The following is a 26481-nucleotide window of genomic DNA, read 5'->3' on the forward strand; positions in this document are numbered from 1 at the left end:
CTTAAAAATAAGTTGTTAAATATACTATAGGTTTATAGAAACTGTTGCTGTAAAAAATCGATTATCGATATCTAAATCAGCAGCATTTACATTAAAATCTGAGTAAAAATTATAGGGTGCTGTTCTGTTATTATTACTGTAAGCTAAATCTATTTTAAAGTTTCCAAAATTATAACCACCACCAAAAGAATAACCTTCTAAGTTATCTGAATCTAAGGCCATTTTGTCTGGACTTTGCTCGTATTTATAACCTCCTCTTACACTAAATCTATCAAAACGCCATTCTGAACCAATGTTAAGTGCATGTGTATTTCTTAATTCATTGGCAAAAAAGTTATTTTCAACAGAAGAATCTCTTTCAGAAAACTGCATATCTTTGTAATTCTTCTTGATATAATCAACACTCAACAAGCCATTTTTCCCGAAGACAAAAGCAGCACTTGTAGTAAATTTACTAGGCGTCTTTAATCTATAAATTAATCTTTGAGAAGGAAAATTTCCACCTGAAGTATTATCGTAAATAGTATTATCATTATTAACTATTATTTCTGTATCACCATCATAACCATCATTATCAATAATATTGTTTTCTACTAACATTTCTGTAAACCAAGTTGGTGTTTGATAAGACATACCAAATCTAAAATTTTGATGTGCTTTATATATAAAACCGAAATTTAAAGAAACACCTGCACCTGTTGTAAAGTTTTCTTGATATATATTAGCATCTAAGGTATTTCCGTTTCCATCATTATTAAACTCGACCAAAGTAGAACGCTGACTAAAATTTAAATCGTAAAAATTTAACCCTGCACCAACATACAGTTTGTTTCTGTGCACAGATGAAAAAGCAATATTCATTTCACTCAACTCACCTTTATAATCATTAAAAAAACGCTGTTCTTCTGAAATATTATAATCTATCGTTGGCGTATTGTTATCTAAAGGAAAATCTCTAAAAGTAGCAACACCACTATTACCTATAGCGCTAAAACTATTTGTAAAATCTTTTGTAATTCGATAATTAAAACCTATTGCAAATTTGCTCCAATCTGATTTATAAGCACTGTCAAAAACTAAAACTGCACCGGCTTGCGATAAATTTAAAAATTGTTCTTGATTATTAGAACTGTTTCCATAATACGTTGTGTTAATATCAGTATTTCTAGAATTTAAAGTAGCTGCAAAAGCACTGTTGTTAAAAACCGCTAAACCTGCAGGGTTGATGTTCATAACTGATAAATCTCCGCCAAGTGCACCAAAAGCACCACTCATAGAAGTAAATCTTGCTGTACCATTATTATCGTCTTGAGAGAAAAGCAATCCTAAATCTTGATATCCTAAAGACTGAGAATAAGACGTTATTGTTACTGCGAATAATATCGCTAATGTTATAATTTTTTTCATTTTAAATTTTGTATTTGTTAATGAACAAGAGTCTTAATTTCTTCTTCTAGACGAAGATGATGAACTTCTACCCGAAGATCTACTACTTCTGTTTGATGAACTTCTACTAGATGTATTTCTAGAAGAACTTGAAGACGATCTAGAATAACTTCTATTAGAGCTAGACCTATTAGAACTAGTTCTAGAACTTCTATTTATAGTAGCATTATTTCTTCTTGTTGTAGAAGAACCAGAACTTCTTGTACTGCTAGACCCTCTAGAGGTATTACCAGAACTCCTTCTAGTAGAACTAGAGTTTCTAGATGTGTTTCCTGAACTTCTTCTAGTAGTATTCGTATTTCTAGAAGTGTTACCATAAGTTCTACTTCTAGTACTAGAAGATCTTCTTCTTGTAGTATTAGAATTTTGTCTTGTAGTTGTGCTTCTTCTTCTAGATGAAACTGATGTGTTTCTAGAATTCACATTATACCTTCTGTTAATATTATTATAAACTGTTCTTCTACCGTATGTAGAATTTCTATAATATCTGCTGTTATAATTGTAAAATCTATTATTTCTGTAAGGATTGTAAAATCCGTAATAAGGATTTCCATAGAAGCCATAATTAAATCCCCATGCAAAATTATTATGATAAGGATGCCAGTAAGGATTGTATCCCCAATAGTTATTCCATAATCCGTTTCTAAATCTCCAATTGTTATTATAAAAACCGTTGTTAAAGCCCCAATTACCGTAATAAGGCCCAAAATTACTCCAATAAGGATCATTTATTAAATTTACCTGAACAACAACATCATTATTATCATTTGCACCCCAAGAAGGATTGGTATTGTAATTTAAATTATCTTCTAAATAAATAGAATCTTGCGAATTATAAGAATTAACATCCGTAAAGATTTCAGTATCATTTAGATTTTCTAACCTTTCTAACTCTCTAGTAAAATAATCGTTATTGTAGTTATTATAACCCGCTTCATCTACTACTCTTACGTTACTTTCTGTAACATCAGAATCGCTACCGTAAATTCCGTCATCATTATAAGCACTTTGGTAAGTACCACAAGAAACTAAGAATAAACTAGTAGTTATTAAAAGAAGAATTAAGTTACTATTATTTTTTATGTGTCGTATTTTCATAAGGCGTATTTTATGTAGGTATTATTATTGTTGAAAAAGTACGTTAAACAAAAAAATCTAAACTTTACTTGGTCTCTAACCTTTTTGTAGTAATTTTGTATCGTTTGTATAGAAAAAATATTAAACAATCTTTTAACATAAATTTCACTTTAAAGGTAACAATATTTGTGCCAAACTTTTAATTATGAGTAAACATTTAACAAAAAGGGAAGACGATTATTCTAAATGGTATAATGAGTTAGTTGTTAAAGCAGATTTAGCTGAAAACTCTGCTGTAAGAGGATGTATGGTAATAAAACCCTATGGTTTTGCAATCTGGGAAAAAATGCAAGCAGAGCTAGATCGTATGTTTAAAGAAACGGGGCATGAAAATGCTTATTTCCCTTTGTTTGTTCCTAAAAGTTTATTTGAAGCAGAAGAAAAAAATGCAGAGGGTTTTGCTAAAGAATGTGCGGTTGTAACACATTATAGATTACAAAATGACCCAGAAAAACCAGGAAAATTAAGAGTAGATCCAGAAGCAAAACTAGAAGAAGAATTGGTAGTTAGACCAACCTCAGAAGCTATTATTTGGAACACATATAAAGGTTGGATACAATCTTATAGAGATTTACCATTACTTATTAACCAATGGGCAAATGTTGTTCGTTGGGAAATGAGAACTCGTTTATTCTTAAGAACTGCAGAGTTCTTATGGCAAGAAGGCCATACGGCACACGCAACAAAAGCAGAAGCAATTAGTGAAGCAAAACAAATGCAAGAAGTTTATGCAACTTTTGCAGAACAATTTATGGCTATGCCAGTAATTAAAGGTTCTAAGTCTGACAGCGAACGTTTTGCAGGAGCAGAAGATACATTAACTATCGAAGCATTAATGCAAGATGGTAAAGCTTTACAAGCAGGTACAAGTCATTTCTTAGGACAAAACTTTGCAAAAGCATTCGATGTTAAGTTTACTTCTAAAGAAGGAAAACAAGAGCATGTTTGGGCAACTTCTTGGGGCGTTTCAACTAGACTAATTGGAGGTTTAATAATGACACACTCTGATGATAATGGTTTAGTGTTGCCACCAAAATTAGCGCCAATACAAGTTGTTATTGTACCAATATATAAAGGTGAAGAACAATTAGAAGCAATTTCAGAAAAAGTAAATGTATTTGTTAAAGAATTAAGAGCTAAAGGAATTTCTGTAAAATTTGATAATAGAGATACTTTTAGACCTGGTGCTAAATTTGCAGAATACGAACTAAAAGGTGTGCCGGTAAGAATAGCTATTGGTAAAAGAGATTTAGAAAACGGAACTGTAGAAGTTGCCAGAAGAGATACTTTAGAGAAGCAAACAATAAACCAAGTTGATGTTTCTGATTTTGTAAATAATCTTTTAGAAGAAATTCAAGAAAACTTATTTACAAAAGCTGTTGACTTTAGAACAGCACACACAACATCTGTAGATACTTTTGAAGAATTTAAAGAAGCAATTAAAAATAAAGGTGGTTTTGTATCTGCGCACTGGGATGGTACAGAAGAAACAGAAGACAAAATAAAAGAAATTACAAAAGCAACTATAAGATGTATTCCTAATGATGCAAAAGAAGAAAATGGTGTTTGTGTTTTTAGCGGAAAACCGTCTTCTAAAAGGGTACTTTTTGCCAAAGCATATTAATTTTAAAAAAAAATGCATTTTTTTTTAAAAAATAGTTGCAGAAGTAAAAAAAGGTTGTATATTTGCACCCGCAATTGAGACATATTAAACATATCGATTGATTGTTATGGTCCGTTCGTCTAGGGGTTAGGACGCATGGTTTTCATCCATGTAACACGGGTTCGATTCCCGTACGGACTACAAAGTTTTAATAAAAAAACGAATTAAGAAATTATGGCAAATCATAAGTCAGCATTAAAGAGAATTAGAAGCAACGAAGCTAAAAGATTACGTAACAAATACCAGCACAAGACAACTAGAAATGCTGTTAGAGATTTACGTACATCAGAAGACAAGAAAGAAGCAGAAGGGAAATTAAGTACTGTTATTTCTATGTTAGACAAATTAGCTAAGAATAACATTATTCACAAGAATAAAGCTGCTAACTTAAAATCTAAATTAACTAAGCACGTAGCTGCATTGTAAGATTTTAATTCTTAAGAAATTTAAAAAACTCTGAATATTTATTCAGAGTTTTTTTTATGCTTTACTTTTTAGGCTATAATTATATAAGAGCTTTTAGTTTTATCATTTCTTTAGCTAAATAACATCCAAAAAGTAATGATTTTACTTCATGAATTAATTAGTTCTATTAAATGATTTGAATTGGAAGATTGACATCATAAAAGATTTTTACAAACTAAAACATCAGAAATCAAATCAATAATTAAATAATCTATTATAATTTATGTCGATGGACTCACAACTAATAAATGCACATTTCAAAAATGAAATAATAAAAGAATAATTGGCTTAAATTAAAGTCAAAATAAGCTTTTTAAAAAACTTACACCTTATTAATAAGGTTGTTTTACCAATCGTATTTTTTATGAGCATCTAGCCTAATAAAAATAAATAAAAGAATTGTAAATCCCCAAAGCGAAGAACCACCATAACTAAAAAATGGCAAAGGAATACCAACTGTAGGTAACAAACCTATTACCATACCAATGTTTACAATTACATGAAAAAACAGTATCGAAGCTAAACTGTAACCATAAATTCGACCAAACTTGTTTGTATGCGTTTCAGATAAATACAATATTCTATACATCATCAGCATAAAAAGAATAATTACAAGAGAGCTACCTATAAACCCCCACTCTTCTCCTATTACACTAAAAATATAATCTGTATGTTGTTCTGGCACAAAATCACCTTGAGTTAAATCTCCTTTTAAAAAACCTTTACCACTAACACCCCCAGAACTTATAGTTAATTCAGATTGATAAGAGTTATAACCAATTCCTTGATTATCTTGCTTTAGTCCTAACAAAATTTCGAAACGATCTCTATGATGCTGTTTAAATACATTATTATAAGCAAAACCTGAACCTAATACAAACGCAGTAACTATAAGATAAACCCCAATAATTTTATACCAATTAAAACGAAAAAATCGTTTACCTCCTTTGTATAAAATATAAGCAGTAAAAACAGATATTACCCCTAATAACGTAGATAAAACTATGGTTGTGCCAAATAATATTGTTAGTAAAAATAAAACTACAATTGCTACACCAATAATAATATAATATAAGGTTAAACCTTCTCTATGCAATACAAAGAAAAAAGAAAGATATATTAACGCAGAACCTGCATCTGGTTGTAAAATGATTAGAAAAGCTGGTAAAAAGATAATAGCAAATGCTTTTATCTGGTTTTTTACCAATTTAAAATTGTACTGTCTATCACTTAATAATTTTGCAACTGCTAAAGCTGTAAATGCTTTTACAAATTCTGAAGGCTGTAAACCAAGTACACCAAAATTATACCAAGAAGTTGCACCATTAATTGTCTTCCCAAAAAGAAACAACCCAACTAAAGATAAAAGGGAAATAATATAGAGAATACTAGAAAATTTCTCGTAAAACTTAGAGTTAAAAAAGAGAATAAGTACTATTAACGGAATTGTTAGACAAATAAAAATTAACTGTTTACCGTATTTAGTAGAAAAACTAAGAATCTGTATATCCTCTTCAGATTTAGAAGCAGAGTAAATGTTTAGCCAACCAAAACCGACCAAAACAACAAATAGTAATACTAATAACCAATCTATACCTGCAAAAATATTATTTCGTTCCTGACGCAATTTCTTCTTCTGTTTTAGGTATTAATTTATCATATTCAGATTTTAAACTGATGTTTAACATATTTGTTTCTCTATACTTAGTTGCTTCTGATATTTTTCCGTTAAGGTATTTCTCTATCATCAAACTAGTAATAGGAGCCGCAATTCTAGAACCATAACCACCATTTTCTACAAAAATTGCTATTGCTATTTTAGGGTTGTCTTTTGGCGCGAATGCGACCAATATAGAATGGTCTTCTAACTTAATTCTTTTACCGTCTACAACCGCATAATTTTCCGAAGTTCCGGTTTTCCCACAGATATCAATCCCTTTAACTTTTACGCCACTTCCTGTTCCTGTTTTAAAAACTTCATGCATTGCTTCAACAACAGGATCAAAATATTCTTTATTGATAGAAGTTACTTTCTTTTTTGTAAAATTAGGATTGTCTATTGGTTGATTATTAACTTTTTTTAGAATATGTGGTGTATAAAAATAGCCTCTATTTGCAATTGCCGCTGTAAAGTTGGCTAACTGAATTGGTGTTGTTTGAACCTCTCCTTGACCAATTGCATTAGAAATATTTGTAGATGCATTCCAAGAATGTCGATACGCATTGTCATAATATTCACCTACCGGAATAAAACCAGGACTTCCTTGAGGTAAATCATAACCTAAATAATTTCCTAATCCAAAACTTTTTACATGATTTGCCCAACTATCTAATCCTTCTGAAGGTTTATTATCTTTTTCTACAATTCTTTTGTAGGTATTAGAAAAATAACTGTTGCAAGATTTAGCTATTGCTGTTTTTAGACTAATTGGTCTGTTATAAATATTACAATGGCAGCCCATAAACTCACCTTTTCTGCTACCATACCTGTAACCATTAAAGCATTTAAAAGTAGTACTTTCATTGATAACGCCTTCTTGTAAACCTATCAAAGCATTCATCATTTTAAAAGGTGAACCTGGAGGGTATGAAGCCTTCAAACCTCTGTCATACGTTGGTTTTTCTAAATTATTAGGATCCATTAAAATAACTGAGTTTGGAGAACGTTTTCTACCAACCATCATATTAGGGTCGTAAGAAGGCGCCGTAACTAATGCTAAAATTTCTCCGGTAGCTGGTTCTATTGCAACAATACCTCCTCTTTTATTTTTCATTAACTTTTCACCGTATTGCTGTAAATCTAAGTCTAAAGTTAGGGTTAAATCTTTTCCGTTTTCTGGCAAAGTATCATAAGCACCGTTTTTAAAAGAACCAACAATATTATTAAGTTTGTTTTTTCTATAATACTTTTTTCCTTTCCTTCCTCTTAAAAAAAGTTCGTATTGCTTTTCTACACCAGCTTTTCCAATTAATTCTCCTTGTTCGTAATACGTACTACTTTTTGCTAGCTGATTATTAACTTCGCTAATATAACCAACAACATTTGCGGCAGATTTAAAAGGGTAATCTCTAATGATTCTTTTTTGTATAAAGAAGCCTTTATACTTATGCAATTTTTCTTGAAGAAATGCAAAATCTTCTTTTGCTAATTGTTTTAAAAAAACTGAAGGTTTATAAGAAGCAAAATTTACAGACCGATTGAATCTTTTATGAAAATCTTCTTTCGTTATTTTTAATAATTTACAAAACTCTAAAGTATCCAACGGTTTAACCTTATTTGGTTGCACCATTACATCATAAGAAAGTTGGTTTGCAATTAATAACTTACCATTTCTATCATAAACGTAACCTCTTTCTGGATAATCAAACTTTTTTTCTACTGCAGAGTTGTGTATAGGATCATAACTTTCTCCTCTAACGATTTGTAGTTGAAATAATCGACCAATAAAAACCAAACCCACAAGTGTGATTAAAGTATAAAGTAATAAACTTTTTTGCATTATTGCTTTTTAGAAAAAATAAACGTTGCCAAAAAATATATAATTAACGTAAAAATACTAGAGTAAATTGTGTTAATTATAACATTCGAAAAATTTTGAAAACTAAAGTTAGCAAAAGAAAATAATATAAAATGATGAATTACTGTTAAAGTTACAACATAATTAAATTGTTTACCAAAAGGCTCTAAATTAAGTCTAAAAAAAGGAAAGTCTACCTCAAATTTATTAAAATATACTCTTACAAAAAACAAGCGAATATATGCTATAAACAACGTAGAAAAAGCGTGTATACCGCCAGAATCTGAAAAAAAATCAATAATTAATCCTAATAAAAATGCTAGAAAAAGAAATACAAATCTATTTTTATTTAATGGATAAAGAAATATAAACATTATATATAAATAAGGATTTACATAACCTAAAAACAAGATATTATTTAAAATAAAAACTTGAATCAAAATCATAAAGACAAACAGAAGTCCGAAAAAAATTGTCTTATTCATTTACTAGATTTTCTGTGTTCTTTATTTCTTCTTTATGCAAATTCTTAATAATATAAACATTACCTAAATTACTCATATCATTAAATAACTTAACGTTTATAATATTTTCTACTGCATTGTTTTTATTAACACTACTAACGGTTCCTATTAAAATACCTTCTGGAAAAATTGTAGATTTACCACCTGTTTCGATAGTATCACCTACTTTTATAGAAGCTTGCCTTGGTATATCAATCAATTGTACTGTATTATAATCTACCCCATTCCATTTTAAAGAACCAAAATACTGGCTATTTTTTAACCTTGCATTTAAATTAGAATTTTTATTTAGAATTGATTGAACTCGAGCATATCTTTTAGAAGTATTGTCTGTTATACCAATAATTCCTAAACTATTAATTACAGCCATCTCTTTTTGAACACCATCTTGTTCTCCTTTATCAATTGTTAAGAAATTAAATTCTTTAGCGTAATTATTATTGATAATTCTTGCGTTTGAAAATGTATATTTCTGAAAATAATTAATAGTATCTACAACCGTAGAATCTATGTTTACAATTGAAATATTTTTTTGCTGTAATAAGTTTCTTAAGCGCGTATTTTCTTCTAAAAGAATATCGTTTGTATGCTTTAGACTAAAATATTCAGAAATATTAGAAACCTTATTGTATAGGCCACCCGTTAACGAATTTGCAGAGTTTACATACTTACTTTTATGAAAGTTTAAGTTATTAAAAGTAAGTGCTAAAGCAATAAATTGCAGCAACATAAAAAATAAAAAATATTTAAATTTTTGTAAAAAGTAAATAAGCTGCTGCATATTAAACCGCTAAAGTTTTATTTCATTAATACATTTTTGTATTTATCTAATTTTTTTAATGCAATACCTGTACCTCTTACAACAGCTCTCAAAGGATCTTCTGCTACGTAAACCGGTAAATCTGTTTTTCTAGAAAGTCTCTTATCTAAACCTCTTAACATAGAACCACCACCTGCTAAATAGATACCTGTATTGTAAATATCTGCTGCCAATTCTGGCGGAGTTTTAGATAGAGTTTCCATAACGGCATCTTCAATTCTTAAAATAGATTTGTCTAATGCTTTTGCTATTTCTCTGTAAGAAACTTGTACTTGTTTTGGCTTACCACTTAATAAATCTCTACCTTGAACCAACATGTCTTCTGGCGGAGTTTCTAAATCTTCTGTAGCAGCACCAATTGTTATTTTAATTTTTTCTGCAGTAGTTTCTCCTACATGTAAATTGTGTTGCGTACGCATGTAGTACATAATATCGTTGGTAAACAAATCTCCTGCAACTTTTACAGATTGATCACAAACAATACCAGCTAAAGCAATAACAGCAATTTCTGTTGTACCACCACCTATATCAATAATCATATTTCCTTTTGGCTCCATAATGTCTATACCAACACCAATTGCAGCAGCCATAGGCTCATAAATTAAATAGATTTCTTTAGCATTCATGTGTTTAGCAGAATCTCTAACAGCACGTTTTTCTACTTCTGTAATTCCTGATGGAATACAAATTACCATTCTAAGTGCTGGTGGAAATAACTTCTTTTTGATTGACGGAATTTGTTTTACAAACTCTTTAATCATTTCTTCAGAAGCCTGAAAATCTGCGATTACTCCGTCTTTTAAAGGACGAATTGTTTTGATATTTTCATGGGTTTTTCCTTGCATTAAATTGGCTTCTTTACCAATTGCAATTATTTTACCGGAAATTCTATTTCTAGCAACAATAGAAGGACTGTCTATAACCACTTTTCCGTCGTGAATTATCAACGTATTTGCGGTTCCTAGATCAATCGCAATATCTTCCGTCATAAAATCAAAAAAACCCATAAAATATCTTTAATGTATTATTTAAAGTAAGTATTACAAAGCTACTAAAAATCTCTCTGTAAACTTAATAATTTATTAATGTTTAAAATGTCTTGTTCCTGTCATTACCATCGATAAATTATTTTCATTACAATAATCTATACTTAGTTGATCTTTAATAGAACCACCTGGTTGAATAACACTTTTTATTCCTGCTTTATCTGCAATTTCTACACAATCCGGAAAAGGAAAAAATGCATCACTTGCCATCACAGATCCTTTTAAATCAAATTTAAAAGAAGTTGCTTTTTCAATGGCTTGATTTAAAGCATCTACTCTACTTGTTTGTCCTGTTCCTCCTGCTAATAATTGCTTATTTTTTACAAGAATAATTGTATTCGATTTTGTGTTTTTACATAACTTCGACGCAAATAATAAATCATCTAACTCAGATTGCGTTGGTTTATTGTTTGTAACGTACTTTAAATCTTCTAATTTATCTGTAATACTATCTTTATCTTGCACTAAATTACCATTTAAGCAAGTTCTAATAGTTGTTGTTGGCAATGCAACTTCTTTTTGCACAAGAATTATTCTGTTCTTTTTACCCTTTAAAATTGCTAAAGCTTCTTCTGAATAACTAGGCGCAATTACAACTTCGCAAAATAATTTATGAATTTCTTCTGCAGTTGCAGCATCAATTTCTGTATTAGCAATTAAAATTCCGCCAAAAGCAGAAATAGGATCTCCTGCTAACGCATCTATATAAGCTTGTTTTATAGTTTCTCTTTGCGCAAAACCACAAGCGTTATTATGTTTTAAAATTGCAAATGTTGGTGCTTCTCCTTTAAATTCTTCTATTAAATTTACTGCAGCATCAACATCTAACAAATTGTTGTAACTTAATTCTTTACCATGTAATTTATCGAAAATAGCTTCTAAATCACCAAAAAAGTATCCTTTTTGATGTGGATTTTCTCCGTAACGTAAAACCTTAGCATTTGTTTCGCTAACTTTTAAGGCTGGAGTTTCATCAGCATTAAAGTAATTAAAAATTGCTGTATCGTAATGAGAAGAGATATTAAAAGATTTTGCTGCAAAACTCTTTCTTTGCTCAAGAGTAGTTTCTCCGTTTCCTTCATCTAAAATAGATAAAAAAGCATCGTATTGATCCATAGAAGAAACTGTAAAAGTATCTTTAAAGTTTTTTGCTGATGCTCTAATTAAAGAAATACCACCAATATCTATTTTTTCTACAATATCTTGCTCTGGCGCACCAGATGCAACAGTTTTTTCAAACGGATATAAGTCTACTATTACTAAATCTATTTGCGGAATATTATACTCTTTAAGTTCTGCAACATCACCTTCGTGATCTTGTCTATTTAAAATACCTCCAAAAACTTTTGGGTGTAAGGTTTTCACTCTTCCTCCTAAAATCGAAGGATAAGAAGTTACATCTTCTACAGGTACTACATTTATTCCTAAATCTTTAATAAATTTTTCTGTTCCTCCTGTAGAGTAAATAGTTACATTAAGTTCATTTAATTTTCTAACAATTGGTTCTAAACCATCTTTGTGAAATACTGAAATTAATGCGGATTTGATTGTTTTTGAAGTGCTCATCTAATGTTGTGTTGTTAAGCACGCAAATTTAGTAAATCAAGTTTGAAAGACAATAAAAAGATAGTAACAAAAACCAGAAGTAATTAACAACTAGTTTACTTGCACTTTCGATTTAAAACTCTCTACAAGTGCGGTATAATCTCTTGGTACTCTTCTATCTTGATTTTTTTTGTTGAATATAAAATTTTTAGTAAAAAATTAGGGGTAATTTTTTTCATTTTAGGGTATTTAGTAAGTTTTTAGGGCTTTTATTACTCTGCAGTTTCTAAAAAGTTATGAAACCATTGCACAAACATGTGGGTCCATGATTGTTTTTTCTCTATAAAATTAGTTGAATTGTCGCTATTAGCAACAGAGGTAAAATGTTCTTTTCTCATCAGTTAGGGATTTAATGATTATAGAAATACTATAAATAATAAAATGTTGTTAACAAATATAAAAAAAAATCCTTAAGTAACAACTATCCTATAAAATAGTTGCTACTTTGCTACATACGAACTCTAAAAGCTCTTCATCTTTTTCTGTAAATGTATTTGCTGTATGCGAATCTATATCAATTTGACCAATATTTTCTTCGTTTACAAAAATAGGTATTACAATTTCTGATTTCACCTTCCAACCACAAGAAATGTAATTATCTTGTTCAGAAACATCTTGTACAACAAAGTTTTCATTAGAGACTGCAACTTGCCCACAAATACCTTTTCCAAAAGGAATAATTGTATGCTCTGTTTCTTCACCTGTATATTGCGCTAATTTTAATTCGTTTTTATCTCCGTTTTTAAAATAAAAACCTACCCAATCGTAGTAAGAAATTTCTTGTTCTAACAAATCGCAAATAGCTTGTAACTTAACAGCTACATTTTCTTCTAAAGCAATAATGCTTTCTACTTTATTTTTTAATATATTAATATCCATTTTTGTATATTCGTTTATGCATAATTGTAAATTGCAAAATTAAATCATTTTATATTGTGAAAAAACATAAAAATGTAGTCTTTTTTTTAATTAAGTTTTTTGCAACATACTTTATTTTGTTCGCAATTTACTCGTCCTACTTACAACGATCACAAACAAAAGTAGGCCAATTTAAAACAGCTTCTATAACAACTATTGTTGCAGATCAAACGGTAGATCTATTAGATTTTTTTGGTTATGATTCTGGCGCATATCAGCATAAAGAAGAACTTTCTGTAAAATTATTAATTCACGGTAAATACACCGCTAGAGTTATAGAAGGTTGCAACTCTGTAAGCATTATTATTTTATTTGTTGCTTTTATTGTTGCTTTTGCGGGTTCTTTAAAAGCCACTATAATTTATTCTGTTTTAGGTAGTCTATTTATTTATGTTATAAATATTGCTCGAATTGCTTTTCTTGCAGTAATGATTTATAAATATCCAGAAAAACAAGAGTTTTTACACAATTTAGTTTTTCCAGCATTAATTTATGGTACAGTATTTTTACTTTGGGTAATTTGGGTTAATAAATTTAGCAACTATAAACGATGAATAGGTACATCAAAATAATATTGCTTTTTCTTTTTGTTTCTCTATTATTTGTAGTGAGAGCGTTTTCTGCAGAATTATTTTACGATCCTTTAATTACATATTTTAAAAACGATTATCTATATACAAATATACCTTCTTTAAATATTTGGTCTTTAATTGTAGATATGCTTTTTAGATATGTTTTAAATTCTGTAATTACAATTGCAATTATTTGGGTTATTTTTGAAAGAAAAGATTATTTAAAGTTTACTGGCTTTTTCTTAATGACAGCTTTTTTAATTTTAATTATCATTTTTTCTCTTTTACTTAGAGATCAATTTCAATCTGGATATTTATTACCATTTTACATCAGAAGATTTATTATTCATCCATTATTTTTACTGATACTTTTACCTGCATTTTACTTTCAAAAATTAAGTAATCGATAATTTAACTAAATTTTTTGTGTTTCTTATTGTAAATTTGCATCAGAAATGAAAAAACATCTAACTAAAATAACCGCATTTTCTTTAGCATTTTTAGTGCTATTTTCTACCTTTTCTTTTACGGTAGAAGCGCATTATTGTGGTGATTTTGTTGTAGATATTTCTTACACAGGTCAAGCTGAAGTTTGTAAAACAGACATGACAAATGATCTTTCTATAGCTATGAAAGATTGCTGTTCTGATGAACAACATAAAATTGAAGGTCAGGATGAATTACAAGTAAATTCTGAAAAACAATTAGATTTTAGCAAACAATATTTTTTAACTTCATTTTTAACCTCTTACAAAAGTTTATTTGTTACAAAAGATTTTGTTAAGATTTACTTTAAAGATCCGTATCCGCCAGATATAGATAGAAACTTCTTGGTTTTATACCAAACCTTTTTAATTTGATTTTATTCTAATTTTTACTAAAAACTTCATTTATGAAGTATAGTTTTAATTTTAATAAAGTCACATATCAATGAAAAAAAATATACTTAGTAGTTTTGCACTACTATTTCCGCTAATTATTCTTTCTCAAAACAACTTAAAAGGAATGATTATGGACAGAGAAAATCCTAAAAACAATTTAGGTGTTGCAGGTGCAACTGTAAATTGGTTAAACACAAACATAGGAGCTATAACTAATGAAAAAGGTTGGTTTACGATACCTTATAAAAAGGAATACAAAAAACTAGTTATTAGTTATATTGGCTACAAAACAGATACAATTACTGTATTAGGCTTAACACCAATTCATCATTACATTACGCCAGAAAGCAACTTAGCCGAAATTACAATTAAAAGCAAAAGAGATGCTGTGCAAAAATCTTTATTTGCAACTGCAAACACTTTTACGGTAAATAACGACGAACTTCTAAAAGCTGCTTGTTGTAATCTAGCAGAGAGTTTTGAAACAAATCCGTCGATAGACGTTAGTTTTTCTGACGCTTTAACGGGCACAAAACAGATTCAAATGTTAGGCCTAAAAAGTCCGTATTTACAAATAATGCAAGAAAACATTCCTTCTATTAGAGGTGCAGCACAAGCTTTTGGTTTAACTTTTACGCCAGGTACTTGGGTAGAAAGTATTCAAATTACAAAAGGAGCCGGATCTGTAGTTAATGGTTACGAAAGTATTTCTGGACAAATAAATGCAGAATTAGTGAAACCTTTTTCTGACAACGCTTTCTTTCTAAATGCATACAGTTCTCTAAACGGCAGATTAGAATTAAACACACATTTTAATAAAACGGTTTCAGAAAAATGGCAAACCGGTTTATACATTCATGGTAATTATAGAGGAGAGAAATTTGATAAAAACAACGACAATTTCTTAGACGCACCTTTATCAAATCAAATAAATGTTATGAACCGTTGGCAATATACAGATGCTCAGAATGGTTGGGTAAGTTTTGTGAATTTTCGTTTTTTAAATGATGAAAAACAAACAGGAGAACTTAATTTTAATCCAAATACAGATAAAGGTACAACCAATGCTTGGGGAAGTGAAATAGACACCAAACGTTTTGAAACATCGGCAAAAATTGGATATGTTTTTCCTGAATTACCTTACCAAAGTTTTGGTTTACAACTAGCCTACAGTAATCATCAACAAGACTCTTATTTTGGTTTAAATATATATGATATCAAACAAGAAAGTTTATATTCTAACTTACTTTTTAACTCTATTATTGGTGATACAAGATCAAAATTTAAAACAGGTATCAACTTTACTTATGATAACTTTGAAGAACTTGTAAACGCTATAAATTACAATAGAAAAGAAAATTCTATCGGAGCTTTTTTTGAATATGCTTTTGACAATTTAGACAACTTTAGTGTAACTGCAGGTATTCGAGTAGATGCACATAATTTACTAGGCACATTTATTACACCAAGAGTTCACCTAAGATATGTCCCTTGGGAAAAAGGAGTTTTTAGAGCTTCTATTGGTAGAGGAAAAAGAAGTGCTAATATTTTTGCCGAAAATCAGCAATTATTTGCAAGTTCTAGACAAATAAATATAGATGATATCGGTGGAAATTTCTACGGATTAAATGCTGAAACGGCATGGAATTTCGGAGTTTCATATCTACAAAAGTTTAACTTATTTGAAAACAAAGGAGATATTACTTTTGATTTTTATAGAACCGATTTTAGCAATAAAGTTGTTGTAGATTGGGAAAACCCGCAAGCAATCTCTTTCTACAATCTAAATGGTAAAAGTATTGCAGACAGCTTTCAAGTTGAAGTAAATTACGAATTGGCTAAAAATTTAAACTTAAGAACCGCATATAAGTATTTTGATATTTCTACGGATTATAAAAACGGTAATCTACAGAAACCTATACAGCCTAAAGATCGTTTTTTCGCAAACTTATCTTACGAAACAGTTGCTAAAGAAAATGGAAATCAATGGAAATTTGATATTACTTATAATGCAATTGGTAAGCAACGTTTACCTAATACTACAAACAATCCTATCCAATATCGACTACCAGAATATGCAGATAATTATAGTTTATTAAACTCTCAAATAACCAAAGTCTTTTCAAATAAATTCGAAGTATATTTTGGTGGAGAAAATCTAACAAATGTGCAACAAGAAAATCCTGTATTAGGTAACGATAATCCTTTTGGACCGAATTTTGATACTACAATTGTATACTCACCAATATTTGGTAAAACAATTTATGCAGGTTTACGATTTAAAATAAAATAACAAACTCTATAAAATTAATAAAAATGAAAAAATTAATATTCGCATTCAGTCTATTTCTAATTGGGTTTTCTACACAAGCTCAAGACGTTAAAAAAGTAAAAAAGAAAAATGCAAAAGTAAGTTTTACCGTAGACGGTATTTGCGGCATGTGTAAAAAAAGAATAGAAACAGCAGCTTTAAAAACAAAAGGTGTAAAGTTTGCTATTTGGGATGTTAAAACGCATCAAATTAATGTAATATTAGATGAACGAAAAACACCTGTCGACACTTTAAAACAAAACATCGCAAATGTGGGCCATGATATTAAAGGTTTTAAAGCAACAGATGAAGCATACAATTCTGTGCATCCTTGTTGTAAGTATAGAGACAGCAAAATTATAGAAGATCATAACGGCGAATTGAAAAAACAGTAAATAGAAAAAAATTTGAAGAAAAGCCTGTACAAAATTGTATGGGTTTTTTATTTATATTTGACTCTTATGAAAATTAGTTATTTAATAATACTTCTATATTTACTTTTTCCTTTTTCAGTAAAATCTCAAATTACTTTAACTCACAATATTGGCAATAAACCTATAAAAACAGATTGGGTGAATTGTGAGGAAGAACAAACTTGGGCAAGAGTTTTTAATTTAGAAGATTATGGAATTTCTACCGATGACCAATTTATCATAAAATCAGGACAAACAGCTATTAGTAATTCAAAATTGGGCTCTGGTATACAAATGTCTATATTTATTATAGATGAAAATTTCCCTAATTCAAATCCAATATATAATAATGGAAGTTATAGAAAAACACCAGAAATTGGTGACAAGCCTGAAATATTAAGTTTTGAATTTTCAAGTCCTATAGTTATACCTGCTGGTGTAAAAAAAATACTTGTAACTGTAAACCAAACAAATATTCGTGATATCAGCGAAACTCCCTTTTTAATTGCAGGAACAAAAAAAGATAAAGATACTTCTTGGTTTTATGGTTGTAAAGAACTCTCTACTTTCATTGAAACTGAAAATTTAGACAACCCTAAACCAAATGCAAACTTTTTTATTAATGTTACAGGTAAAAAAATAAAAGCTATAAGTTCATTTAATAACAAAATACTTTCGCACAATACAAATGACGTTTTAATAGAAACACAAATGCATTCTTGTTCAAGTGCATATCAATATTGGGCTAGAAACTTTAAATTGAGTGATTTTGGAATTTCTAATAATGAAGAATATATTATTCATTCAGGGCAAGTAGGCATAAATGAAGTTGGCTGGCAAGCAAACCTCACATTTAATATTTATAAAATAGATGATAATTTCCCAAATTCTTTTTCTGAAAAAGATCTTATAGGTAGTAGCCAAACAATAGAACCTTGGCCTGGTATTGGAAGACAATCTCAAATTATTAATATCGAATTTGAAACTCCAATTACAGTACCAGCAGGTGTTGAAAGGATTTTAGTAGAAGTAAAAAAAGGTGTTTCTTACGGAAGTGCATTGGCTTTTATTGCAGGAACAGAAAATGATAAAGACGACTCTTGGTATAAAGGATGTGGTTATGTAAGCAATCCAAATGAGTATAGAACAATGAATTCCTCATTTAACTATTTTATTACTGTAAATGGCGAAGCTAAAACAATTTTACCATTTGAAATTACAAACGATAATACTTGTTCTAACTTTTCCAATAATCTTAGCTTAACAAACAAATCAGAAATAAAATCTGTAATTTGGAATTTTGATGACCCAAGTTCTAGTATAAATAATACTTCAACTAAAATAGATGTAAATCATCAATTTACGAATTCAGGTATTTATAACGTTACAGCAACTGTAACTCACATAGACAATACAGTTTATACAATACCCAAAGAAATAGAAATTTTTGAGGCTCCTAATATCAACCAAAATGTATCACTAAAACAATGTGACAACTCCGATATTAATGGTTTTAGTTTTTTTAACTTAAATGAAGTCAAAGAAAAAATAGTTACAAACCCAGAGAATTATACGATTACATTCCATGAAGACAAAACACTTGCTGAAAATAAAGGGATTGCTATTTCTAATGTAGCCAACTACGAAAACAATAGAGTTAGTTCTGATACAATTTGGGCAAGAGTAGAAAATTCTAATGGGTGTTTCGATGTTAGCGAAGTAGACTTATTAGTTTCTACCACACAAATCCCTATCAATTTTTCAAAATCTTTTTATCAATGCGATAATGGGACAAATACAGCTGATGGCATTGCTATTTTTGATTTTAGCGAGGTAACCAATGATATTATTAATATTTTCCCATCAAGTCAACAGTTAGGCATTACATATTATAAAAACGAAGAAGATGCTTTAGCTGAAGAAAATGCTATCTTAGATATTTCCAATTATGAAAATATCGGTTACCCAAATGAACAAAAAATTTACATAAGAGTAGATAGTAAAATTGATAATAATTGTTTGGGGTTAGGCTCACATATATCTTTAAACGTAGAAAAAACACCTGTAGCAAATCCTGTAACCATAAATCCTGAATGTGACAATGATAGAGATGGCTTTTACAGTTTTGATACCTCAACAATTAATAGTACAATTATTGGTTCTCAAACCAATGTTACTGTAAGTTATTTTGATGAAAGTGGAAACAATCTTTCAAGTCCATTACCAAATCCATTTATAACTAAATCTCAAAAAATTACTGCGAGAGTAGAAAATTCTACATCCAAAGATTTAGATGGAAAATGTTATGAAGAGACTATACTTAACTTTGTTGTAAACTCAGTTCCAATTGCAAATTCTATTACTCCAATAGAGAAATGTGATAATGATTATGATGGAATTGCAAGTTTTGATACCTCTAAAATAGAAAGTACTATTTTAGGTTCACAAACAAACTTAATTGTTAGGTATTTTGATGAAAACAATAAAGCTTTACCCAGCCCATTGCCAAACCCTTTTATTACCAATTCTAAAAAAATAAAAGTAATATTAGAAAATCCTGCATACGATGCATGTTCTGAAGAAACTGAAATAAGATTTATTGTAAATCAAAAACCAGTCTTTAACTTAATATCTAACGATATTATATGTATGAATTCAGACCCTAGTTTAAATTTACAAATTGAAAACCCAAAAGGTAACTATACTTATGTATGGAGAGATGATTCTAATAATATTATTGGTAATACTCCTAAAGTAGTTGTAAAAAAAGGTGGTAACTATAAAGTTATTGCTACATCTTTAGAAGGCTGTGCATCCGAAGAAAAAAGCATTTTTGTAAAAGAATCTGGTATTTCTACTATTAACATTAATAACATAACGGTTCAAGATGATTCTGACAATAATTTTATTAAAGTAAATTCAGAAAACTTAGGCTTAGGCGAGTATGAATTTCGTCTCTTAGATAAAAACTATAATATTATTGTAGACTATCAAAACGAAACCTTATTTGATAATCTTGATGGTGGTGTTTACATTTTAGAATTAAATGATAAAAATGGTTGCGGATCGGTATTATTTGAAGTAGCATTAATAAGTTTTCCAAATTACTTTACACCTAATGGAGATAATTTTAACGATTTCTGGCAAATTAAAGGTATAGACAAGGGTTTTTATAAAAGTGGTGTAATTACAATTTTTAATAGATTTGGGAAACAATTATCTAGCTTTACAATAAATGACTTAGGATGGGATGGAACGTATAACGGAAAGCTATTAGCATCTAACAACTATTGGTATAGAATAATTTTAACAAACCATAATGATGAAACTAAAATAAAAACTGGAAATTTTAGTTTATTAAGAAAATAAGCAAACCTAAAAAACACATGCAATCATAATCATTTTTAAAATAAATAAAAATTCGAGCTTTTATATAAATCTTCTAGCTAATTTTCAAATATTCCAACCCAATACCAGAATACATTATCTACAACAAAAATTAGTTTTTGATAAATTTAAATTACTAAAAACTGATTCTAAGACAATATTATTACAATAAATTTAATTAATTGTGATTATTGTTAAATATTCCATACTTCAAAAAAGTAAAAGTTTTATAACTTAGTAAAGTCAACTTTTTATAAAACACAAACAAATGAATTCAACAAATTTTAGTAGAAGAGAATGGTTAAAAAAAGGATCATTAACTCTTGGCGCATTGGCATTAGTACCTCATGATATCTGGAGCAGCAATGTTGCCAACGCTCAAAAAAACAACAGTACTTTTTTATACAGTTCTAATAATTATTTTAATGAATATACACCACCATTAGTTAAAGAAGAAGCTTCTTTAACAATATTAAGGTCTAACGAAAATCCTTATGGGCCACCGCCAAAATCAGTAAAAGCATTTCAAAATGAAGTTTTTGGAGGAAATAGATATTCTTGGAAATCTTTAGGCGGATTAAAAGAAAAAATAGCTAAAAACGAAGGCATTAATACCAATCAAATTTTAATGGGACCTGGTTCTTCAGATTTATTAGAAAAAGTTGCCATGGTTTTCTTTCAAAATGGTGGTAACGTTATAAGTGCAGATCCAAGTTATATGTCTTTAATTGTTGTTGCTAAATCTGTTGGTGGTAATTGGAAGTCATACAAGTTATTAGAAGACTCTCAGCATGATTTAGATGCTATGGAAGCAGGAATCGATGAAAACACAAAGCTAGTTTATATATGCAACCCTAACAACCCAACCGGTTCTATTACAGATGCTAAAAAACTAAGAGATTTTTGTAGTAGAGTTTCAGAAAAAGTACCCGTTTTTGTAGACGAAGCTTATTTAGAATTATCTAAAAATGGTTTAAGAGACTCTATGAATACTTTAGTTGCAGAAGGTAAAAACGTAATTGTCGCCAGAACTTTTTCTAAAATACATGGTATGGCAGGTTTAAGAGTGGGTTATGCAATTGGTAAAAAAGAAACATTAGATATTATTAGCGAAATTACACGTGGCGGAATGGGAATTACCGGTCCTTCTATTGCTGCAGCATCTTCTAGCTTAGACAATCAAGAATTCTTAGATTCTTGTAAATCAAAAATTACCGATGCTAGAAATTATACCATTGCTTACTTAAAAGAAAACAATTTTTCTTGTTTGCCCTCTGAAACCAATTTTTTAATTTTTGAAATACCAATGGAAGGAAAAGCATTTCTAAAGAAAATTTACGCAAAAAATGTTGCCGTAAAATCTTTTAAATTCTGGGACAAAAATTGGTGTAGAGTAAGTATTGGTACTATGGATGAAATGAAGAAATTTACCAATGCTATGACAGAAATATTTGTCTAGTACATGGATGGTGCATTAGAAAAATCTATTTCGTTTATTCTCTTTATAATTATAGGAATCATCTTAAAAAAGAAAATTTCTGTAGGCGATGAAACCAATGGATTAAAAAAAATAATTCTTACACTTGCATTACCCGCAACTATTTTTATTGCTTTATTAAAAGTTAAAATTGATGGAAACCTGGTGTTATTTCCATTATTAGCATTAGCTTTTAATATAATACTTTTTGCGGTTACACCATTGTTATTAAAAATTATTAGTGTCAATCCTAATTCTGATAAAGGTAGAAGTGCTAAACTTTTAATACCGTCTTTGGCTCCTGGGCTTTCTTGCTTTGCTTTTATTTTAGAATTTTTAGGTGATGGATATTTAGCAAAAGCTGCTATGGCAGATTTAGGAAATAAATTTTTTGTGCTTTTTTTACTTTATTTAGTCGCATTAAAATGGCATTATAACAATGCAGACTTCGAAGCAAACTCGTTAAAAACAAAACTTAAAGGTCTCTTAAAAGCTTTATTATACGAACCTGTAAACATTTTTATAATTGTTGCATTGGTATTAGTTTCTTTTGGAATTACTTTAGATAAAATTCCGATTTTTTTATCGATGACGTTAAGTCGATTAAGCTTTATAATGACGCCTTTGGTATTACTTTTTATTGGTTTGGCGGTTAAAATTAAAAAACAACAATTCTTTCAGTTGTTTTCTTTATTGCTTTTAAGAGCTTCGTTTACCCTTTTATTAATTGCTGCCGTAATTTCTTTTGCAGACTTAACAGTTACTAAAGATATTTTAGTAATGATTGCTTTCGGATTAAGTTCTGCTAGCTTTTGGCCTTTTGCTCATATTTCTGCAATACATTTAAAAGAAACCAAAGAAAAAACGGTTAAAAGAACTTTTGATATCAATTTCGCATTATCAATATTAGCGCTTTCTTTACCAATTTCTGTATTATTAATCTTAGGAATTTTAACTGCTGGAGATACTTTTGCTAAAACTAGCAACATTTTTATACTATGTGGTATCCTATTTTTTATAGGTGTTTTGTACCCTATATATCTAAAGATTAATAAAAAAGTGAGTTTAAAAAAAAGTGAAATTCAACTTTCTGTAGATAAATAAATTTATGATGATAGTCTTGTAAATTCTAAAAAAAAACTTTCAATTTACATTTGAAAGGTTTCTTTTTTTAGTTAAAAACTCCAGTTTTTATAACTACTAGAACTTTCTAACCTTTCTTCTAAACCATCTTCTAGCTCTTTAAAAAAGTCGATACCTGTTAATTCTTCTATTTTATTTACAGAAACAACAAATTTATACAATGGTAACTTCGAATCTTTATGTGGCACTAAAAAAGCAATCATTTTTATTTTGCTATTCGTCTTGTCTAAAATTACTTTATAGAATTTTTTTGGCACAGCTACGTTTTCGCTTCCAATTGTTTGTAAATTGTTTTCTAAAACACCGCCTGTTATTACAAAAACACCATCGTTTTTATTTGCCCAATAACGTACTTTTTGTTCTAACCGATTCCAGATACCAGCATTAAATGCATGTTTTTGCGGACTGATATTACTTGTTAAAAATGTTTCGTCGTGCGCTGTTTTTGTAAACTTTCTATCTCCGGCAGGACATAAATGACCTCTATCATAACCCGAATTTTTGTAATTACGCCAATGTGCTGCTTTTGTTTTTACAGCATTATCTATTTCAAAATAAGGTCTTTTAAAATTATTTCTACTTAAATCTGATGCTTTTAATTCGTACGCAACCCATTCTGCTTGTTCGTGTTTTTCGCTGTAAGATAAAGAGTAATGTTGATGATGCACTACTTGATTTGTAGTACTTGTTGGCAAAAAATATTGATTTGTTGCTGCTTTTGGTTTTTTACCTTCTTCAATTATAAAATTTTCTTTTGGGTTGTCTAAAAACTGTTCGTAACCTAGAACTGTAATTAAAATAACAACTGCTATTATAGAGAGTATTTTCTTCTTTGTCAAGATTGGTTTGTTTATAATTCTTAATAATTGTAAAGGTAAGAAAGAATGCTAAAATTAGGCAAGTAAGTATGCGTTAAGGATTGAACGGTTTGTTTGAGCTCTTTTTGAGGAACGAAAAAAAGCGAGTAGTGAAAGCCTGTTAAAACGCCCAAAATAAAAAACTCTCTCAAATTAATGAGAGAGTTTTGAGTTTTAAAAAATTATTTTGTTATTTATTTCTAGTAACGACAAAACGTTGTCTTTTATTAGTATCTGTAATGTTCTGGCTTAAATGGTCCTTCTACAGTTACACCAATATAAGAAGCTTGCTCGTCTCTTAATTCTGTAAGCTCTACTCCTATTTTTGCTAAGTGTAATTTTGCAACTTTTTCATCTAAATGTTTTGGTAACATGTATACATCGTTTTTGTACGCGTCTGCATTTGTCCAAAGTTCTATTTGAGCCAAAGTTTGGTTTGTAAACGAGTTAGACATTACAAAACTTGGGTGCCCAGTTGCACAACCTAAGTTTACTAAACGTCCTTCTGCTAAAACAATAATATCTTTACCGTCTATAACGTACTTGTCTACTTGTGGTTTTATAGTATCTTTTGTGTTACCATGGTTTTTATTTAACCAAGCCATATCAATTTCGTTATCGAAATGCCCAATGTTACATACTATAACTTTGTCTTTCATTGCTTCGAAATGACGCCCTTGAATAATATCTTTATTACCAGTTGTTGTAATAATAATATCAGAATTTGCAACCACAGTTTCTAATCTTTTTACTTCGAAACCGTCCATTGCAGCCTGTAAAGCACAAATTGGGTCTATTTCTGTAACAGTTACAATAGAACCTGCTCCTTTAAAAGAAGCTGCTGTACCTTTACCAACATCACCATAACCACAAACTGTTACTCTTTTACCAGCTAACATAATATCTGTTGCTCTACGAATTGCATCTACTGCAGATTCTTTACAACCATATTTGTTATCGAATTTAGATTTTGTAACAGAATCGTTTACATTAATTGCTGGCATTGGCAACGTTCCGTTTTTTACTCTTTCGTAAAGTCTGTGAACACCAGTTGTAGTTTCTTCAGACAAACCGTTTATTCCGTCTGCTAATTCTGGATATTTATCTAACACCATGTTTGTTAAATCTCCACCATCATCTAAAATCATATTTAATGGTTTTCTGTCTTCACCAAAAAATAAAGTTTGTTCTATACACCAGTCAAACTCTTCTTCTGTCATATCTTTCCAAGCATAAACCGCAGTACCAGCTTCTGCTATTGCAGCAGCAGCTTGATCTTGTGTAGAAAAAATATTACAAGAACTCCAAGTAACCTCTGCACCTAAAGCTTGTAAAGTTTCTATTAAAACAGCTGTTTGAATTGTCATGTGTAAACATCCTGCAATTCTAGCTCCTTTTAATGGCTGCTCATTTTTATATTCTTCTCTTAAAGACATTAACCCTGGCATTTCTGCTTCTGCCAATTTAATTTCTTTTCTTCCCCATGCAGCTAAAGAAATATCTTTAACTTTATTTGGTACGTAAGCTATTTTTGTGCTCATATTATGTATATTTATATTCTAATTTTTCGAACTACAAAGTTACGACATCCATTTTAAAAAAGTATGCCTCTTTACAAAAGTTTAACGGTAAATAATAACACCAAAGTTCTAATCTGGAAGATTGATGAATCTTTTAAAGAATTAAATAAGAACGTTTTACTAACCCCAAAAAGTAGAACTCGTTTAGAGAGCATGAAATCTGATTTGCATCAAAAAGGTTTTTTAAGTGTAAGACACTTACTTAAAGAGGTTGGTTATACAGATGAAGATTTAATGTATGATGAATTTGGAAAACCGCATTTAAAAGACGGTAAATACATTTCGATTACGCATTCTTTTACTTTTTCTGGCTTGATAATTTCTGATAAACTTCATGTTGGTATAGATATTGAAATGCAGCGAGACAAAATTTTAAAAATTGCACATAAATTTACACCAATAGAAGAATATAAAACAATTGCAAATCATGATGCATTGGTAAGCAAATTAACCATAGTTTGGGGTGCAAAAGAAAGTTTATATAAAATCTACGGAAAGAAAAAATTACTGTTTTTACATAATATTTATATTGAAGATTTTAAGTTTGAAGATCAAAAAACAACAGGAGCTATTAGATATGATGGCGAAGAATTATCTTACAATATAGAGTTTTTAGAGTTTGATGGTTTTACCTGCGTGTTTGCTTATTAAGTATTGTCATTCTAAAGAAATAACGTAATCTTTAATGTTTAAAATACGATTACTTGGTCATTCTTAC

23 protein-coding genes and 1 tRNA gene are annotated in these 26481 nt (G+C 29.5%); 12 read left to right on the plus strand and 12 right to left on the minus strand.

Annotated features, from left to right (window positions below; genetic code table 11):
* Positions 1 to 24: 24 nt before the first annotated feature.
* A complete protein-coding gene (locus BXQ17_RS08435) occupies positions 25 to 1407 on the minus strand; it encodes an OmpP1/FadL family transporter (RefSeq protein WP_077810211.1) in 1383 nt (460 codons plus the stop codon).
* A 33-nt stretch (positions 1408 to 1440) separates the two neighbouring features.
* On the minus strand, positions 1441 to 2544 hold the full coding sequence (locus BXQ17_RS08440; RefSeq protein ID WP_077810213.1) for a hypothetical protein: 1104 nt from the start codon (positions 2542 to 2544) through the stop codon (positions 1441 to 1443).
* 184 nt (positions 2545 to 2728) lie between these two features.
* Between BXQ17_RS08440 and proS the strand changes: the two genes are divergently transcribed.
* The 3 genes from proS (at position 2729) to rpsT (ending at position 4672) form a co-directional block, all read left to right on the plus strand.
* Positions 2729 to 4207: a proline--tRNA ligase gene (gene proS, locus BXQ17_RS08445; protein ID WP_077810214.1), complete on the plus strand. Its 1479-nt coding sequence runs from the start codon at positions 2729 to 2731 to the stop codon at positions 4205 to 4207.
* 108 nt (positions 4208 to 4315) lie between these two features.
* A tRNA-Glu gene (locus BXQ17_RS08450) sits at positions 4316 to 4387 on the plus strand.
* Positions 4388 to 4420: 33 nt separating this feature from the next.
* Entirely contained in the window at positions 4421 to 4672 is a 252-nt protein-coding gene (rpsT, locus tag BXQ17_RS08455) for a 30S ribosomal protein S20 (RefSeq protein WP_077810216.1), read from the plus strand.
* Positions 4673 to 5057: 385 nt separating this feature from the next.
* Here rpsT and rodA read toward each other — a convergent pair whose 3' ends face one another.
* From rodA to BXQ17_RS08490, 8 genes are all read right to left on the minus strand, one after another.
* Positions 5058 to 6338, minus strand: coding sequence for a rod shape-determining protein RodA (rodA, locus tag BXQ17_RS08460; protein WP_077810217.1), 1281 nt, complete (start codon positions 6336 to 6338; stop codon positions 5058 to 5060).
* Positions 6319 to 8211 (minus strand): penicillin-binding protein 2, encoded by a 1893-nt coding sequence (gene mrdA / locus BXQ17_RS08465; protein WP_077810218.1) that lies wholly within the window; start codon positions 8209 to 8211, stop codon positions 6319 to 6321. The genes rodA and mrdA overlap by 20 nt, the downstream gene beginning before the upstream one ends.
* Entirely contained in the window at positions 8211 to 8714 is a 504-nt protein-coding gene (gene mreD, locus BXQ17_RS08470; RefSeq protein ID WP_077810220.1) for a rod shape-determining protein MreD, read from the minus strand. The genes mrdA and mreD overlap by 1 nt, the downstream gene beginning before the upstream one ends.
* The gene (gene mreC, locus BXQ17_RS08475; RefSeq protein WP_368348236.1) at positions 8707 to 9483 is read right to left on the minus strand and encodes a rod shape-determining protein MreC; all 777 of its coding nucleotides are present in this window, start codon (positions 9481 to 9483) and stop codon (positions 8707 to 8709) included. Before mreC ends, mreD begins: the two co-directional genes overlap by 8 nt.
* Positions 9484 to 9551: 68 nt before the next feature.
* Positions 9552 to 10580: a rod shape-determining protein gene (locus tag BXQ17_RS08480; RefSeq protein WP_077810224.1), complete on the minus strand. Its 1029-nt coding sequence runs from the start codon at positions 10578 to 10580 to the stop codon at positions 9552 to 9554.
* Positions 10581 to 10655: 75 nt separating this feature from the next.
* Complete coding sequence (gene purH / locus BXQ17_RS08485; protein ID WP_077810226.1) at positions 10656 to 12185, minus strand: bifunctional phosphoribosylaminoimidazolecarboxamide formyltransferase/IMP cyclohydrolase; 1530 nt, start codon at positions 12183 to 12185, stop codon at positions 10656 to 10658.
* A 251-nt stretch (positions 12186 to 12436) separates the two neighbouring features.
* The gene (locus tag BXQ17_RS14665; protein ID WP_302849546.1) at positions 12437 to 12562 is read right to left on the minus strand and encodes a hypothetical protein; all 126 of its coding nucleotides are present in this window, start codon (positions 12560 to 12562) and stop codon (positions 12437 to 12439) included.
* A gap of 88 nt (positions 12563 to 12650) precedes the next feature.
* On the minus strand, positions 12651 to 13103 hold the full coding sequence (locus BXQ17_RS08490) for a GAF domain-containing protein (RefSeq protein ID WP_187661385.1): 453 nt from the start codon (positions 13101 to 13103) through the stop codon (positions 12651 to 12653).
* Positions 13104 to 13219: 116 nt separating this feature from the next.
* Between BXQ17_RS08490 and xrtF the strand changes: the two genes are divergently transcribed.
* The 8 genes from xrtF to BXQ17_RS08530 all read left to right on the plus strand — a co-directional run bounded on the left by xrtF (position 13220) and on the right by BXQ17_RS08530 (position 23287).
* Positions 13220 to 13696: an exosortase family protein XrtF gene (gene xrtF / locus BXQ17_RS08495; protein WP_254712352.1), complete on the plus strand. Its 477-nt coding sequence runs from the start codon at positions 13220 to 13222 to the stop codon at positions 13694 to 13696.
* Positions 13693 to 14124 (plus strand): exosortase F system-associated protein, encoded by a 432-nt coding sequence (locus tag BXQ17_RS08500; RefSeq protein WP_077810233.1) that lies wholly within the window; start codon positions 13693 to 13695, stop codon positions 14122 to 14124. The genes xrtF and BXQ17_RS08500 overlap by 4 nt, the downstream gene beginning before the upstream one ends.
* A gap of 45 nt (positions 14125 to 14169) precedes the next feature.
* A complete protein-coding gene (locus BXQ17_RS08505; RefSeq protein WP_077810234.1) occupies positions 14170 to 14574 on the plus strand; it encodes a hypothetical protein in 405 nt (134 codons plus the stop codon).
* Between the two features lie 70 nt (positions 14575 to 14644).
* A complete protein-coding gene (locus BXQ17_RS08510; RefSeq protein WP_077810235.1) occupies positions 14645 to 16888 on the plus strand; it encodes a carboxypeptidase-like regulatory domain-containing protein in 2244 nt (747 codons plus the stop codon).
* Between the two features lie 23 nt (positions 16889 to 16911).
* Positions 16912 to 17301 carry a heavy-metal-associated domain-containing protein gene (locus BXQ17_RS08515; RefSeq protein ID WP_077810236.1) on the plus strand — a complete coding sequence of 130 codons (390 nt, stop codon included), beginning with the start codon at positions 16912 to 16914 and terminating at the stop codon, positions 17299 to 17301.
* A gap of 66 nt (positions 17302 to 17367) precedes the next feature.
* The gene (locus BXQ17_RS08520) at positions 17368 to 20688 is read left to right on the plus strand and encodes a T9SS type B sorting domain-containing protein (protein ID WP_077810237.1); all 3321 of its coding nucleotides are present in this window, start codon (positions 17368 to 17370) and stop codon (positions 20686 to 20688) included.
* Positions 20689 to 20974: 286 nt separating this feature from the next.
* The gene (locus BXQ17_RS08525) at positions 20975 to 22165 is read left to right on the plus strand and encodes a histidinol-phosphate transaminase (protein WP_077810238.1); all 1191 of its coding nucleotides are present in this window, start codon (positions 20975 to 20977) and stop codon (positions 22163 to 22165) included.
* 3 nt (positions 22166 to 22168) lie between these two features.
* A complete protein-coding gene (locus BXQ17_RS08530; RefSeq protein WP_077810239.1) occupies positions 22169 to 23287 on the plus strand; it encodes a permease in 1119 nt (372 codons plus the stop codon).
* A 71-nt stretch (positions 23288 to 23358) separates the two neighbouring features.
* Here the strand turns inward: BXQ17_RS08530 and BXQ17_RS08535 are convergent, their stop codons facing one another.
* Positions 23359 to 24165 (minus strand): DNA/RNA non-specific endonuclease, encoded by an 807-nt coding sequence (locus tag BXQ17_RS08535; protein WP_077810240.1) that lies wholly within the window; start codon positions 24163 to 24165, stop codon positions 23359 to 23361.
* A 245-nt stretch (positions 24166 to 24410) separates the two neighbouring features.
* Positions 24411 to 25724, minus strand: coding sequence for an adenosylhomocysteinase (gene ahcY, locus BXQ17_RS08540; RefSeq protein ID WP_077810241.1), 1314 nt, complete (start codon positions 25722 to 25724; stop codon positions 24411 to 24413).
* Between the two features lie 63 nt (positions 25725 to 25787).
* On the opposite strand from ahcY, the gene BXQ17_RS08545 reads away from it, so the two are divergent.
* Positions 25788 to 26414, plus strand: a complete 627-nt coding sequence (locus tag BXQ17_RS08545; RefSeq protein WP_077810243.1) for a 4'-phosphopantetheinyl transferase superfamily protein — start codon at positions 25788 to 25790, stop codon at positions 26412 to 26414.
* Positions 26415 to 26481: the final 67 nt, after the last annotated feature.

This window comes from Polaribacter sp. BM10, from assembly GCF_002005425.1.
Lineage (GTDB): Bacteria > Bacteroidota > Bacteroidia > Flavobacteriales > Flavobacteriaceae > Polaribacter > Polaribacter marinaquae.

Bases quoted from the DNA above. Each gene is read 5' to 3' on its own strand.
- BXQ17_RS08435 (WP_077810211.1), bottom strand. From the start codon at position 1,407: ATGAAAAAAATTATAACATTAGCGATATTATTCGCAGTAACAATAACG.
- BXQ17_RS08440 (WP_077810213.1), bottom strand. From the start codon at position 2,544: ATGAAAATACGACACATAAAAAATAATAGTAACTTAATTCTTCTTTTA.
- proS (WP_077810214.1), top strand. From the start codon at position 2,729: ATGAGTAAACATTTAACAAAAAGGGAAGACGATTATTCTAAATGGTAT.
- rpsT (WP_077810216.1), top strand. From the start codon at position 4,421: ATGGCAAATCATAAGTCAGCATTAAAGAGAATTAGAAGCAACGAAGCT.
- mrdA (WP_077810218.1), bottom strand. From the start codon at position 8,211: ATGCAAAAAAGTTTATTACTTTATACTTTAATCACACTTGTGGGTTTG.
- mreD (WP_077810220.1), bottom strand. From the start codon at position 8,714: ATGAATAAGACAATTTTTTTCGGACTTCTGTTTGTCTTTATGATTTTG.
- mreC (WP_368348236.1), bottom strand. From the start codon at position 9,483: ATGTTGCTGCAATTTATTGCTTTAGCACTTACTTTTAATAACTTAAAC.
- BXQ17_RS08480 (WP_077810224.1), bottom strand. From the start codon at position 10,580: ATGGGTTTTTTTGATTTTATGACGGAAGATATTGCGATTGATCTAGGA.
- purH (WP_077810226.1), bottom strand. From the start codon at position 12,185: ATGAGCACTTCAAAAACAATCAAATCCGCATTAATTTCAGTATTTCAC.
- BXQ17_RS14665 (WP_302849546.1), bottom strand. From the start codon at position 12,562: ATGAGAAAAGAACATTTTACCTCTGTTGCTAATAGCGACAATTCAACT.
- BXQ17_RS08490 (WP_187661385.1), bottom strand. From the start codon at position 13,103: ATGGATATTAATATATTAAAAAATAAAGTAGAAAGCATTATTGCTTTA.
- BXQ17_RS08500 (WP_077810233.1), top strand. From the start codon at position 13,693: ATGAATAGGTACATCAAAATAATATTGCTTTTTCTTTTTGTTTCTCTA.
- BXQ17_RS08505 (WP_077810234.1), top strand. From the start codon at position 14,170: ATGAAAAAACATCTAACTAAAATAACCGCATTTTCTTTAGCATTTTTA.
- BXQ17_RS08510 (WP_077810235.1), top strand. From the start codon at position 14,645: ATGAAAAAAAATATACTTAGTAGTTTTGCACTACTATTTCCGCTAATT.
- BXQ17_RS08515 (WP_077810236.1), top strand. From the start codon at position 16,912: ATGAAAAAATTAATATTCGCATTCAGTCTATTTCTAATTGGGTTTTCT.
- BXQ17_RS08520 (WP_077810237.1), top strand. From the start codon at position 17,368: ATGAAAATTAGTTATTTAATAATACTTCTATATTTACTTTTTCCTTTT.
- BXQ17_RS08525 (WP_077810238.1), top strand. From the start codon at position 20,975: ATGAATTCAACAAATTTTAGTAGAAGAGAATGGTTAAAAAAAGGATCA.
- BXQ17_RS08530 (WP_077810239.1), top strand. From the start codon at position 22,169: ATGGATGGTGCATTAGAAAAATCTATTTCGTTTATTCTCTTTATAATT.
- ahcY (WP_077810241.1), bottom strand. From the start codon at position 25,724: ATGAGCACAAAAATAGCTTACGTACCAAATAAAGTTAAAGATATTTCT.
- BXQ17_RS08545 (WP_077810243.1), top strand. From the start codon at position 25,788: ATGCCTCTTTACAAAAGTTTAACGGTAAATAATAACACCAAAGTTCTA.